Raw genomic sequence first — 12,801 nt, forward strand, 5'->3', positions numbered from 1 at the left:
CAGCTGACGAAACAAACCAACCATGACCGATAAATTGAAACCGCTGCGCGAACAGATCGATGCGATCGACGCGCAAATCCTCGAGCTGCTGAACCGCCGCGCGCAAATCGCCCAGGAAGTGGGCCATGTGAAGGCCGAGACCCAGGCGCCCGTGTTCCGTCCCGAGCGCGAGGCGCAAGTGCTGCGCGGCGTGGCCGAGCGCAACCCCGGTCCCATGGGCGACCGCGAAGTGCAAACCATCTTCCGCGAAATCATGTCGTCCTGCCGCTCGCTGGAGAAACGGGTTACCGTGGCCTATCTTGGCCCGGCCGGCACCTTCAGCGAACAGGCCGTGTACCAGCAGTTCGGCAGCGCCGTCGAAGGCTTGCCGTGCGCGTCCATCGATGAAGTATTCCGTTCCGCCGAAGCGGGGACGGCGGACTTCGGCGTCGTGCCGATCGAGAACTCATCGGAAGGCGCCGTCAACCGCACCCTCGACATGATGCTGCAGACGAGTCTCATCATCAGCGGCGAGGTGGCGATCGCCGTGCACCACAGCCTGATGACGAAGAGCGGCAACATGGATGGCGTCACGTCCATCTGCGCCCATTCGCAGGCGCTGGCGCAGTGCCAGGTGTGGCTGAACCAGAATTACCCGCACATCGAGCGCCGCGCCGTGGCCTCGAACGCCGAGGCGGCGCGCATGGCCGGCGAAGATGGCACGGTGGCCGCCATTGCCAGCGAACTGGCCGGCGCACAGTACAAGCTGGGCGTGGTGAAAGGGCATATCCAGGACGACCCGCACAACCGCACGCGCTTTGCCGTCGTCGGCACCTTGCAGACGGCGCCGTCTGGCAAGGACCAGACCTCGCTGGTATTGGCCGTGCCGAACAAGGCGGGCGCCGTGTACCAGCTGCTCGCGCCCCTGGCCAGGCACGGCGTGTCGATGACGCGCTTCGAGTCGCGCCCGGCGCGCATGGGCAGCTGGGAGTATTATTTCTATGTCGACGTGGAAGGCCACGTGCACGACGCCGCCGTCGCCCAGGCGCTGGGCGAGCTGCAGAGCAATGCGGCGTTTTTCAAGGTGCTGGGGTCGTATCCGGTCAGTCTGTGACTTCGATTGATGCCGGTGGTGGTGTCGGATTACGCTCCGCTAATCCGACCTACCCGACATACGGTAAGCTGTAGGTTGGGTTAGCGCAGCGTAACCCAACAACAGCCACCAGCCTGATCATTCACCAACTTTTAAAGAACACCATGTCTAAAAATATCGGTCCAGAATACGTCCGTGCCATCGCCCCTTACCAGAGCGGCAAGCCGATCGCGGAAGTCGCACGTGAATTTGGCCTCGACGAGGCAGCCATCGTCAAGCTGGCGTCGAATGAAAACCCGTACGGCATGCCGGCATCGGCCAAGCAGGCGATGATCGCCGCCATCGATGACCTGGGCCGCTACCCGGACGCCAACGGCTTTGACCTGAAGGCCGTGCTGTCGAAGCGCTATGACGTGCCGGCCGACTGGATCACCCTCGGCAACGGCAGCAACGATATCCTGGAAATCGCCGCGCACGCGTTCGTGCAGCATGGCCAGTCCGTCGTGTATTCGCAGTATTCGTTCGCCGTGTATGCGCTGGCCACGCAAGGCCTGGGCGCGCGCCACATCGTCGTGCCGGCGCAAGCCTACGGCCATGACCTCGACGCCATGGCGGCGGCGATTGCCGACGACACGCGCCTGGTCTTCATCGCCAACCCGAACAACCCGACCGGCACCTTCCTGACGGCCGCGCAGCTGGAAGCGTTCCTGCAAAAAGTGCCGGCGCACGTCGTCGTCGTGCTGGACGAGGCCTACAACGAATTCCTGTCCGCCGACGACCAGTACGAGTCGACGGCGTGGGTGCGCCAGTATCCGAACCTGGTGGTGTCTCGCACCCTGTCGAAGGCGTACGGCCTGGCCGGTTTGCGCATCGGTTTCGCCATCGCCCAGCCGGCGCTGACGGACCTGATGAACCGCATCCGCCAGCCGTTCAACGTCAACTCGCTGGCGCAGGCGGCCGCGATTGCCGCCCTGAACGACAAGGCCTTCCTGGAGCAGAGCGCGCGCAACAACGCTGCCGGCTACCAGCAGTTCACGGAGGCGTTTGCGCAACTGGGCCTGGAATTCGTGCCGTCGCACGGCAATTTCGTGCTGGTGAAAGTGGGCGACGACGATGAAGCGGGCGCGCGCGTCAACCTCGCGCTGCTCAAGCAGGGCGTGATCGTGCGTCCCGTGGGCAGCTATGGCTTGCCGCAATGGCTGCGCATTTCCATCGGCCTGCCGCAGGAAAACGCCATCTTCATCGCCGCGTTGACGAAAGCGCTGGCCTGACGATATGACGACGCCCGCACTGAACAAGGTAGTTATCTTTGGCGTAGGCCTGATCGGCGGCTCGTTCGCGCGCGCCCTCAAGCACGCGGGCGCGGTCGGCACGGTAGTTGGCATGGGCCGCTCGCCGGCGTCGATGGCGCGCGCGCTCGAACTGGGCATCATCGACGCGATCGGCGGCGACATGGCGCAAGCCTTGCATGGCGCCGACCTGGTGCTGCTGGCCGCGCCCGTGGCGCAGACGGGCGCCATCCTGGCATCCATCGCGCCGCACCTGCAGCCGGGCACCATCGTCACCGATGCGGGCAGCACGAAGAGCGACGTGGTGGCGGCCGCGCGCGCGGCCCTCGGTGGCAAGGTGGGGCAATTCGTGCCCGGCCACCCCATCGCGGGCCGCGAGACGAACGGTCCCGATGCCGCCATCATCGACCTGTATCAAGGCAAGAAGGTGGTGCTCACGCCGCTGGCGGAAAACGCCGCGGACGACGTGGAACGGGTGGCGGCCGCATGGCGCGCCTGCGGCGCCATCCTGCACATCTTGAGCCCCGAAGAACATGACAAGGTGTTTGCCGCCGTCAGCCATCTGCCGCATCTGCTGGCCTTTGCGCTGGTCGACGACATCGCCAACAAACCGCACGCGGGCCTGCTGTTCCAGTACGCGGCCAGCGGCTTTCGCGACTTTACGCGCATCGCCGGCTCATCGCCGGAAATGTGGCGCGACATCAGCCTGGCCAACCAGCCGGCGCTGCTGCACGAACTGGACGCCTACCTGGCGCAGTTGACGACCTTGCGCGCCCACCTGGCCGCCAACGACGGCGCCGCCATCGAGGGCGTGTATGCGAACGCCCAGCACGCGCGGCAGCAATGGATCGAGGCGATTGAAACGGCGGAAGTTCCAGCCGCGCCCACACGATAAATACTCAAGGATTCCAGCATGACCCAGACCAAGCACTACCCCCACCACATCGATCTGAAACCGGTGATGCACGTCGAAGGCACGGTGCGTCTGCCCGGCTCGAAAAGCATTTCCAACCGCGTGCTGCTGCTGGCCGCGCTGGCCAAGGGCAAGACGAAGATCGTTGACCTGCTGGCCTCCGACGACACCTTCGTCATGCTCACGGCACTGACGTCGCTGGGCGTGAAATGGACGCAGGACGAGCTGCAGGGCGACCCGGCCACCGCGCACCAGATCCACCACGTGGAAGGCTGCGGCGGCGTCTTCCCGCACCACGAGGCGGACCTGTTCATGGGCAATGCCGGCACGGCCATCCGTCCGCTGACGGCGGCCCTGGCCGTGATCGGCGGCGACTACACCCTGCACGGCGTGTCGCGCATGCACGAGCGCCCCATCGGCGACCTGGTCGACGCGCTGAATGCCGTCGGCACGCAGATCGAATATACGGGCGAGCAGGGCTTCCCGCCGCTGCGCATCCGCCGCGGCCACATTCATGCGCAGCGCATCGCCGTGCGCGGCAATGTGTCGAGCCAGTTCCTGACGGCCCTCTTGATGGTGGCGCCGCTGATGGCACGCGACCATGCGGTCACCATCGATGTGACGGGCGAGCTGATCTCGAAGCCCTACATTGAAATCACCCTGAACCTGATGCGCCGTTTCGGCGTGACGGTCGAGCATGACGGCTGGCAGTCGTTCACCGTGCAGCCGGGCCAGCAATACCAGAGCCCGGGCACCATCCACGTTGAAGGCGACGCCTCGTCGGCATCGTACTTCCTGGCGGCCGGCGCCATCGGCGGCGGTCCCGTGCGCGTGGAAGGCGTTGGGCGCGACAGCATCCAGGGCGACGTGCGTTTCGTCGAAGCCTTGCAGCAGATGGGCGCGACCATCACCATGGGCGAGAACTGGATCGAAGCGCGCTCGAACGGTCCCTTGAAAGCCGTCGACATGGATTTCAACCACATTCCCGACGCTGCCATGACGATCGCCGTGGCCGCCCTGTATGCGGATGGCACCTCGACCTTGCGCAACATCGCAAGCTGGCGGGTGAAGGAAACGGACCGCCTGGCCGCCATGGCGACGGAATTGCGCAAGCTGGGCGCGGAAGTGGAAGAGGGCGCCGACTACCTGCGCGTGACGCCGCCGGCTGAAATCCAGGCTGCCACCATCGACACGTATGACGACCACCGCATGGCCATGTGCTTCTCGCTCGCATCGCTGGACGGTGCCGCCCGCCGCGGCAACGAGATGCGCATCAACGACCCGAAATGCGTGGCCAAGACCTTCCCCGAGTATTTCGCCGCGTTCGCGGGGATTGCCAAGGATAGTCTTATTTAACCGAAATCCGGGGTCAGACCCTCTCCACCAGTAACGCCAGTTCAGGCGTTGACTCAAGTGGGGGTCTGGCCCCAGCCCTAACGGGTTTAGTTTTTTTAAAGTGACAAAATAATGCCGACCTCTCACATCCCAGTCATCGCCATCGACGGCCCCACCGCTTCCGGCAAGGGCACGGTGGCGCACCGCGTGGCCGACAAGCTGGGCTTTCATTATCTGGACTCGGGCGCGCTGTACCGCCTAACGGCCCTGTCGGCCCTGCGCCGCGGCACGGACTTGCGCGATGAGCACGCGCTGGCCAAGCTGGCCGAGCACTTGCCATGCCACTTCGCCGGTGGCGAAATCCTGCTGGCCAACGAAAACGTCACCGAGCAGATCCGTGCCGAAGAGGTGGGCAATACGGCGTCGAAAATTGCCGTGTTGCCAACGGTGCGCCATGCGCTCGTCGGTTTGCAGCTGGGCTTTCGCAAGACGCCGGGCCTGGTGGCCGACGGGCGCGACATGGGCACGGTGATCTTTCCGCACGCCCCGCTGAAGGTGTTTCTCACGGCCAGCGTTGAGGCGCGCGCGCAACGGCGCTACAAGCAATTGATAGACAAGGGTTTTTCTGCTAATATGGAAGACCTTCTGATGGATTTGCAGGCGCGGGACGAACGTGATACTCACCGTGCGATTGCGCCGCTGGTTCCCGCGGAAGGGGCGCATGTCCTCGATACGTCGGCAATGACGGCTGATGAAGCCGTTGAAACCGTGTTGAAATGGTATGCGTCAGTTGCAAAATAGTGTGATTACTATGCTATGTGGTGCCCGTTGACGGCTCCTGGCCTGTCCGGGTGTGTCAAAAACCTAACCCAGTTTAAGTCGCATCGTGCGATCTCTGCTGGATAACCTGTGTGAACCCTATGTCTACTGTTACAACTAACGAATCTACCGGTATGGAAAGTTTTGCTGCGCTCTTCGAGGAATCGTTGTCGCGTCAAGATATGCGCTCCGGCGAAGTTATTTCCGCTGAAGTCGTGCGCCTCGACCACAATTTCGTGATCGTGAACGCTGGCCTCAAATCCGAAGCATTCATCCCTGTCGAAGAATTCAAGAACGACCACGGCGAACTGGAAGTCAAAGTTGGTGACTTCGTTTCCGTGGCGATCGAATCGCTGGAAAACGGTTTCGGCGATACCATCCTGTCGCGCGATAAAGCCAAGCGTCTGGCTTCGTGGCTGGCTCTGGAAAAAGCGATGGAATCGGGCGAAATCGTCGTCGGTACCGTCAATGGTAAAGTCAAAGGCGGCCTGACCGTGTTGACCAACGGCATCCGCGCATTCCTGCCGGGCTCGCTGGTTGATACCCGTCCTGTCAAAGACACCACCCCATTCGAAGGCAAAACCCTCGAATTCAAAGTGATCAAGCTGGATCGCAAGCGTAACAACGTGGTTCTGTCCCGCCGCGCCGTCATCGAAGCTTCGATGGGCGAAGAGCGTCAGAAACTGATGGAAACGCTGAAAGAAGGCACGGTCGTGACCGGCGTCGTCAAAAATATCACCGACTACGGCGCGTTCGTGGATCTGGGCGGTATCGATGGCCTGCTGCACATCACCGACCTGGCATGGCGCCGTGTACGTCACCCGTCGGAAGTTCTGACGGTTGGCCAGGAAATCACCGCCAAGGTCCTGAAGTACGATCAAGAGAAAAACCGTGTTTCGCTGGGCGTGAAACAACTGGGCGACGATCCTTGGACCGGTCTGTCCCGTCGTTACCCACAAAGCACCCGTCTGTTCGGTAAAGTAACGAACCTGACCGACTACGGCGCGTTCGTTGAAGTGGAACAGGGTATCGAAGGTCTGGTACACGTTTCCGAAATGGACTGGACGAACAAAAACGTTGCTCCTAACAAAGTTGTCCAACTGGGCGACGAAGTAGAAGTGATGGTTCTGGAAATCGACGAAGAGCGTCGTCGTATTTCGCTGGGCATGAAACAGTGCAAAGCCAATCCATGGGACGACTTCGGTGTTACCCATAAGAAAGGTGACAAAGTCCGCGGCGCGATCAAATCGATCACCGACTTCGGCGTGTTCATCGGCCTGGCCGGCAACATCGACGGTCTGGTGCACCTGTCCGACCTGTCCTGGACCGAAACCGGCGAAGAAGCCGTACGTCGCTTCAAGAAAGGTGACGAACTGGAAGCCATCGTTCTGGCCATCGACGTTGAGCGCGAGCGCGTTTCCCTGGGCGTCAAGCAACTGGAAGGTGACCCATTCAACAACTTCGCAGCCATGAACGACAAAGGTTCGCTGGTTACCGGTACCGTTAAATCGGTTGAGCCTAAAGGCGCCGTGATCCAACTGTCCGAAGAAGTTGAAGGCTACCTGCGCGCTTCCGAAATCTCGCGCGACCGCGTTGAAGATGCTGGTACGCACCTGAAAGTCGGCGACACCGTTGAAGCAATGGTCCTGAACATCGACCGCAAAGCCCGTGGCATCCAACTGTCGATCAAAGCGAAAGACAACGTTGAAACCCAGGAAGCCATGCAGAAGATGGCAGCTACCGACAACAACGCAGCTTCGGGCACCACCAGCCTGGGCGCATTGTTGAAAGCTAAGTTCGATAACAAGAACTAAGACTGCGGATACGGCAGATGACAAAGTCCGAGCTGATCAACCGCCTCGCTGAGCGTTATTCTCAGCTGGTGGCGAAAGATGCGGAGTATGCCGTCAAGACCATTCTCGATGCGATGACCAACGCCCTGGCGACGGGACAGCGCATCGAGATCCGCGGTTTTGGCAGTTTTGCCCTGAACAGCAGGCCCCCGCGCATTGGCCGCAACCCGAAATCCGGCGACAAAGTGATGGTTCCTGAAAAACGGGTGCCCCACTTCAAACCGGGCAAACAGTTGCGCGAGCGGGTGGACGCGATGGTCGGACAACCGATCATCGAGGATTAATCGTCTGCTGGAAGGCGACATAGAAAGCGGCGTCCTTGGATGCCGCTTTTTTTTGTTAATATGCTGAGAATACCTGACATAAGCTACTGCGCGTCGCGCTTTGCGGCCTGCGATGCTCACCGTACTAAAGTACGGTTGCGCTTCTTGGCCACAAATCACTGACGCTCGCTACGCTTCTGCCAGGCATTCCAAGGTTGTGCCGTACGGCATTTTTTGTACTTTCTGGGCGTATCGATGAAAATCATCTCCACCATCGTTGGCTGTGTTCTTTTCGTCCTGTTCTTCAGTTTTGCGCTGAAGAATGCGCAGGTTGTCGACCTGCATGTTTTCCTCAATTATGAAATTCGCGGTCCCCTGGTGCTGATGCTGCTGGGCTTTTTTGTCGCTGGCGCCAGCCTGGGCGTCCTGGCCCTGACGCCGACCGTGTTCCGTCACCGCCGCGAAGCGAGCAAGCAAAAAACCACCATCGCCGCGCTGCAGACCGTGGGCGTGGCCAGCAATGTCCAGCCGCAACCGGACAGCGTGAGCGCGCAGTAAGCGGCGCCGTCGCTCCTATCTCTCTTACACGAATAAAAACAATCGCATGGAATTTGAACTCTGGTGGCTCTTGGGTATCCCCGTGTTTTTCGCGCTGGGCTGGGTTGCCGCGCGTGTTGACATTCATCAACTGGTGTCCGAATCGCGCAGCCTGCCGCGCAATTATTTCAAGGGCTTGAACTTCCTGCTCAACGAGCAGCACGACAAGGCCATCGACGCCTTCATCGAAGTGGTCAAGCTGGACCCGGAGTCGGCCGACATGCACTTCGCGCTGGGCAACCTGTTCCGCCGCCGCGGCGAGACGGAGCGCGCCATTCGCGTGCACCAGAACTTGCTGGCGCGTCCCGACCTGCCGCTGGAGCAGCAGGGCCATGCCGCCTACGAGCTGGGCATGGATTACCTGAAGGCCGGCTTGCTGGACCGCGCCGAGGAAACCTTCAACAGCCTGGTCGACACGCAATATGCGGCCCAGGCGCGCCGCGCACTGCTGGAAATCTACCAGCGCGAAAAGGAATGGCCGCGCGCCATCGAAGCGGCCGTCGGTCTGCAGGAATCGGGCGCCGGTGCGCGCCAGAAGGAAATCGCCCAGTTCTATTGCGAACTGGCGCATGACGCGCTGGTGCACATGAAGCCGGACGACGCCATGCCGCTGCTGGAAAAAGCCCTGCAGACGGACCGCAAGAGCGTGCGCGCCACCATCCTGACGGGCGACGTGCTGCTGGCGCGTGGCGACGTGGAAGGCGCGCTGACCACCTGGCGCCGCGTGGAGCAGCAAAGCGTGCCGCACGTGGCCCTGGTGGCGCAGCGTCTGATGGATGGCTACACGAAAGTGGGCCGTGCGCAGGAAGGCGTCAACCTGCTGCGCTCCTACCTGGAAGAGGCCTCGTCGATCGACCTGATCGAAGTCGTCTTCAAGGCCGTCATCGAACTCGACGGCGTGGAAGCGGCCAAGCAGCTGGTCAGCGCCGAACTGCGCCGCACGCCGACCTTGCTGGGCCTGGACAAGTTGCTGGAAGCGCGCATGATGGATGCCCCGGCAGCCATCTGGTCGGAGCTGTCGATGGTGAAAAACCTGGTGCACGGATACACGCAAAAGCTGGCCCGCTACCAGTGCAGCCATTGCGGCTTCAAGGCACGCCAGTTCTACTGGCACTGCCCGGGCTGCAACAAGTGGGAAACCTATCCACCGCGCCGCACTGAAGAGCTCAACGTCATGAATTAACCGTACACGCCACCTTGCCCCGCTCAACGTGGCGTGTACTCGTTTGCAACATCTATATTTCAGAAATACGGCACAACCATGAAAATCACCATTATCGGCACGGGCTATGTTGGCCTCGTGACCGGCGCCTGCCTGGCGGAGCTGGGCAATGACGTTTTTTGCCTCGACCTGGATGCACAAAAGGTGGCCCTGCTCAATAGCGGCGGCATCCCCATCCATGAGCCGGGCCTGGAAGAAGTCGTGGCGCGCAACCGCGCCGCCGGCCGCATGACCTTTTCCACGGACGTGGAAGCGGCGGCCGCGCATGGCGTGATGCAATTTATCGCCGTCGGCACGCCGCCCGACGAAGACGGTTCGGCCGACCTGCAATACGTGCTGGCCGCCGCGCGCGGCATCGGCAAATACATGACGGACTTCAAGGTCATCGTCGACAAGTCCACCGTCCCCGTGGGCACGGCTGAAAAAGTGCGCGCCGCCATCCAGGGCGAACTTGACGCGCGCGGCGTGGCCGCCACGTTCTCGGTGGCCTCGAACCCGGAATTTCTCAAGGAGGGCGCGGCCGTCGAAGACTTCATGCGCCCGGACCGCATCGTCATCGGCGTCGATGCCACGCCCGAGGGCGAGCGCGCGCGCGACTTGCTGAAAAGCCTGTACGCGCCGTTCAACCGCAACCATGAGCGTACCTACTGGATGGATGTGCGCTCGGCCGAGTTCACGAAATATGCGGCCAATGCCATGCTGGCCACGCGCATCTCGTTCATGAATGAACTGGCCAACCTGGCCGACAAGGTGGGCGTCGACATCGAAGCCGTGCGCCACGGCATCGGTTCCGACCCGCGCATCGGCCACAGCTTCCTGTATGCGGGCTGCGGCTATGGCGGTTCGTGCTTCCCGAAAGACGTGCAGGCGCTCGAGCGCACGGCACGCGGCCATGGCCAGGAATTGCTGATCCTGCGCGCCGTCGAAGCCGTCAACGACAAGCAGAAACACATCCTGGGCGGCAAGGTCGTCAAGCGCTTCGGCGCCGACCTGACGGGCCGGCATTTCGCCGTCTGGGGCCTGGCCTTCAAGCCGAATACGGACGACATGCGCGAAGCGTCGGCGCGCGTGCTGCTGGGCGACTTGCTGGCGCGCGGCGCCACGGTGGCCGTGTATGACCCCGTCGCCATGGCCGAGGCGCGCCGCGTGCTGCAGCTGGACCTGGCACCGGAACAGTTGGCCCGTGTGCGCTTTGCCGACAGCCCGCAGGATGCGCTGCTGGACGCCGATGCGCTGGCCATCGTGACCGAATGGAAAGCCTTCCGCAGCCCCGATTTCGAGCAGATCAAGGCACGCCTGAAGGAGGCCGTGATTTTTGACGGCCGCAACCTCTTCGAGCCGGCCGTCATGGCCGAGAATGGCATCGAATACCACGGGATCGGTCGCTCGATCCTGACACGCGCATGAGCGCCCGTGAGGTGGCAGCCTTGACGGCGCCGGCCGCACTGGCCCAGGTGCGCCTGCTGGTGGTGGGCGACGTGATGCTGGACCGCTACTGGTTTGGCGACGTCAGCCGTATCTCGCCGGAAGCGCCCGTGCCCATCGTGCGTATCGAGAAGCGCGAAGAGCGCCTCGGCGGCGCGGCCAACGTGGCGCGCAATGCGGCCGCGCTGGGCGCGAAGACAAGCTTGCTGGGCGTGGTCGGCGACGACGAGGCCGGCAGCCAGGTCGAGCGCCTGCTCGAAGGCGGCGGCATCCACAGCTATCTGCAGCGCGATGCGGCCATTTCCACCATCATCAAGCTGCGCGTGATCGGCCGCCAGCAGCAAATGCTGCGCATCGATTTCGAGGATGCCCCCAGCGATACGGTGCTGCGCGACAAGCTCAAGCAATTCAATGCCCTGTTGCCGCAATACGATGTGGTGATCCTGTCCGACTATGCCAAGGGCAGCCTGGTAAACGTGGCCGAGATGATCAAGGCGGCGCGCGCCGCCGGCAAGATCGTCATGGTCGATCCGAAAGGCGATGATTTCAGCCGCTACACGGGAGCGTCAGTGCTCACTCCGAATAAATCGGAATTGCGCCGCGTAATCGGCAACTGGAGCACGGAAGAGCAGCTCACGGAACGGGCGCAGCAGATGCGCGCGCAGCTGGGGCTGGAAGCCTTGCTGCTGACCCGCTCGGAAGAAGGCATGAGCTTGTACACGGCCAATGAGGTGCTGCACATGCCCACCGACGCGCGCGAAGTGTTCGATGTCTCGGGCGCCGGCGACACGGTGATCGCCACCATGGCGGCCATGCTGGGCGCCGGCATGAGCCTGAGCGACGCCGTGCGTACGGCCAACCGCGCCGGCGGCATCGTCGTCGGCAAGCTGGGCACGGCCACCGTCACGCGCGACGAGCTGTTCCCGCAGTAAGAGCCACACCTTTGAAGCGGCGGCTCTCAGCCGCCGCCTTTTTCGCATTGCGCCTGCGCCCCTTCGTTTGATCTGGCGCAGGCTTTCCCCTCCTGCCGTGCTCCCGTCTTGTCAACCGTATCACGTCCCAGCCGTTAAAGCCGTTAAGGCGCTGTTCCTCCCTTGCGTTCGAGTCACCTTGAAACCACATCACGGAGAGATACCCATGTTTAAAAAAATACTGCTGGCCATTGCCACCCTGATAGCGACGATGGGCTTTGCCTTTGCCCAGGTCGACGTCAACAAGGCGGACCAGGCGGCACTCGACAGCGTCAAGGGCATCGGCCCCGTTACCTCGAAAGCCATCATCGACGAGCGTGCCAAGGGCGGCGCCTTCAAGGATTGGGCCGACTTTGAAAGCCGCGTGAAGGGCATCGGCCCGAAAAGCTCCGTGAAGCTGTCGGAAGCGGGCCTGCAGGTGAATGGCCAGGCCAAGTCCGGCGCACCGGCCGCCCCGGCACCGGTGGCGAAAGCGGCCCCGGCAAAAAAGGACGCTGCTGTGAAGGAAGTTGCAGCGAAAGAAGCCGCACCGAAGCCAGCTGCTGTGACCGACACCGCTGCGGCGCCAGCCAAGACGGCCGCTGAAACGAAGAAGGAAGCTGCTGCTGCGAAGAAAGAAGCCAAGGCCGCCGCTGCCGCCGCGAAGAAAGAAGCGGCCGCCGCCAAGGTGGTTCCTGCCGCCGCTACCGTGCCGGCAGCCGCGGCTGACGCCGCAACCGTGAAACCGGCTGCCGAAACGAAGAAGGAAGCGGCTGCCGCGAAAAAGGCGGCAACGGCGGCGAAAAAAGAAGCCAAGGCTGCGGAAGCGGCCGCGAAGAAGGAAGCCAAGCTGGCTGCGGCCGATGCGAAGAAGGCTGAAGCCGAGAAAAAGTAAGCGTGTTGTTGTGAAGCGTGCTGCGTGGTGGTGCCGCGCAGCATTGCAAGAAAACCCCGCGCGGTACCGGCCGCGCGGGGTTTTTTTATGCCGGAGAGTAAGTGCTCAGTCTGCCGATGCGGGCGGGGCTGCGGGTGCCGCTGCCGGCATCACGGCGGCAGGCGCGCG

The 12,801-nt window shown here is 62.5% G+C and carries 12 protein-coding genes; all 12 read left to right on the forward strand.

Translation table 11 applies throughout. The features are described 5' to 3' along the window. The first annotated feature begins 22 nt into the window (after positions 1–22). The 12 genes from pheA (at position 23) to JaAD80_RS03565 (ending at position 12,633) form a co-directional block, all read left to right on the forward strand. A complete protein-coding gene (gene pheA / locus JaAD80_RS03510; protein ID WP_102292898.1) occupies positions 23–1,093 on the forward strand; it encodes a prephenate dehydratase in 1,071 nt (356 codons plus the stop codon). A gap of 143 nt (positions 1,094–1,236) precedes the next feature. After that, positions 1,237–2,343 (forward strand): histidinol-phosphate transaminase, encoded by a 1,107-nt coding sequence (gene hisC / locus JaAD80_RS03515; protein WP_102292899.1) that lies wholly within the window; start codon positions 1,237–1,239, stop codon positions 2,341–2,343. A gap of 4 nt (positions 2,344–2,347) precedes the next feature. Then, positions 2,348–3,256 (forward strand): prephenate dehydrogenase/arogenate dehydrogenase family protein, encoded by a 909-nt coding sequence (locus tag JaAD80_RS03520; RefSeq protein WP_102292900.1) that lies wholly within the window; start codon positions 2,348–2,350, stop codon positions 3,254–3,256. A gap of 18 nt (positions 3,257–3,274) precedes the next feature. Next, on the forward strand, positions 3,275–4,630 hold the full coding sequence (gene aroA, locus JaAD80_RS03525; protein WP_102292901.1) for a 3-phosphoshikimate 1-carboxyvinyltransferase: 1,356 nt from the start codon (positions 3,275–3,277) through the stop codon (positions 4,628–4,630). 111 nt (positions 4,631–4,741) lie between these two features. Then, a complete protein-coding gene (gene cmk, locus JaAD80_RS03530; protein ID WP_102292902.1) occupies positions 4,742–5,410 on the forward strand; it encodes a (d)CMP kinase in 669 nt (222 codons plus the stop codon). Between the two features lie 119 nt (positions 5,411–5,529). Next, positions 5,530–7,242 (forward strand): 30S ribosomal protein S1, encoded by a 1,713-nt coding sequence (rpsA, locus tag JaAD80_RS03535; protein WP_071650172.1) that lies wholly within the window; start codon positions 5,530–5,532, stop codon positions 7,240–7,242. Positions 7,243–7,259: 17 nt separating this feature from the next. Next, the gene (locus JaAD80_RS03540; protein ID WP_008446215.1) at positions 7,260–7,565 is read left to right on the forward strand and encodes an integration host factor subunit beta; all 306 of its coding nucleotides are present in this window, start codon (positions 7,260–7,262) and stop codon (positions 7,563–7,565) included. 234 nt (positions 7,566–7,799) lie between these two features. Continuing rightward, complete coding sequence (locus tag JaAD80_RS03545; protein ID WP_077400759.1) at positions 7,800–8,102, forward strand: lipopolysaccharide assembly LapA domain-containing protein; 303 nt, start codon at positions 7,800–7,802, stop codon at positions 8,100–8,102. A 46-nt stretch (positions 8,103–8,148) separates the two neighbouring features. After that, entirely contained in the window at positions 8,149–9,324 is a 1,176-nt protein-coding gene (lapB, locus tag JaAD80_RS03550; RefSeq protein WP_102292903.1) for a lipopolysaccharide assembly protein LapB, read from the forward strand. 78 nt (positions 9,325–9,402) lie between these two features. Beyond that, the gene (locus tag JaAD80_RS03555; protein ID WP_102292904.1) at positions 9,403–10,770 is read left to right on the forward strand and encodes a UDP-glucose/GDP-mannose dehydrogenase family protein; all 1,368 of its coding nucleotides are present in this window, start codon (positions 9,403–9,405) and stop codon (positions 10,768–10,770) included. Beyond that, the gene (gene rfaE1 / locus JaAD80_RS03560; RefSeq protein WP_102292905.1) at positions 10,767–11,720 is read left to right on the forward strand and encodes a D-glycero-beta-D-manno-heptose-7-phosphate kinase; all 954 of its coding nucleotides are present in this window, start codon (positions 10,767–10,769) and stop codon (positions 11,718–11,720) included. Before JaAD80_RS03555 ends, rfaE1 begins: the two co-directional genes overlap by 4 nt. A 205-nt stretch (positions 11,721–11,925) precedes the next feature. Further along, entirely contained in the window at positions 11,926–12,633 is a 708-nt protein-coding gene (locus tag JaAD80_RS03565; protein ID WP_102292906.1) for a helix-hairpin-helix domain-containing protein, read from the forward strand. The last annotated feature ends 168 nt before the right edge of the window (positions 12,634–12,801 follow it).

This window comes from Janthinobacterium sp. AD80, from assembly GCF_002878455.1.
GTDB lineage: Bacteria > Pseudomonadota > Gammaproteobacteria > Burkholderiales > Burkholderiaceae_D > Janthinobacterium.

Excerpts from the sequence above, each read along its gene's own strand:
- JaAD80_RS03545 (WP_077400759.1), top strand. The coding sequence starts at position 7,800 with ATGAAAATCATCTCCACCATCGTTGGCTGTGTTCTTTTCGTCCTGTTC.
- hisC (WP_102292899.1), top strand. The coding sequence starts at position 1,237 with ATGTCTAAAAATATCGGTCCAGAATACGTCCGTGCCATCGCCCCTTAC.
- JaAD80_RS03555 (WP_102292904.1), top strand. The coding sequence starts at position 9,403 with ATGAAAATCACCATTATCGGCACGGGCTATGTTGGCCTCGTGACCGGC.
- rpsA (WP_071650172.1), top strand. The coding sequence starts at position 5,530 with ATGTCTACTGTTACAACTAACGAATCTACCGGTATGGAAAGTTTTGCT.
- JaAD80_RS03540 (WP_008446215.1), top strand. The coding sequence starts at position 7,260 with ATGACAAAGTCCGAGCTGATCAACCGCCTCGCTGAGCGTTATTCTCAG.
- pheA (WP_102292898.1), top strand. The coding sequence starts at position 23 with ATGACCGATAAATTGAAACCGCTGCGCGAACAGATCGATGCGATCGAC.
- cmk (WP_102292902.1), top strand. The coding sequence starts at position 4,742 with ATGCCGACCTCTCACATCCCAGTCATCGCCATCGACGGCCCCACCGCT.
- JaAD80_RS03565 (WP_102292906.1), top strand. The coding sequence starts at position 11,926 with ATGTTTAAAAAAATACTGCTGGCCATTGCCACCCTGATAGCGACGATG.
- JaAD80_RS03520 (WP_102292900.1), top strand. The coding sequence starts at position 2,348 with ATGACGACGCCCGCACTGAACAAGGTAGTTATCTTTGGCGTAGGCCTG.
- rfaE1 (WP_102292905.1), top strand. The coding sequence starts at position 10,767 with ATGAGCGCCCGTGAGGTGGCAGCCTTGACGGCGCCGGCCGCACTGGCC.
- aroA (WP_102292901.1), top strand. The coding sequence starts at position 3,275 with ATGACCCAGACCAAGCACTACCCCCACCACATCGATCTGAAACCGGTG.
- lapB (WP_102292903.1), top strand. The coding sequence starts at position 8,149 with ATGGAATTTGAACTCTGGTGGCTCTTGGGTATCCCCGTGTTTTTCGCG.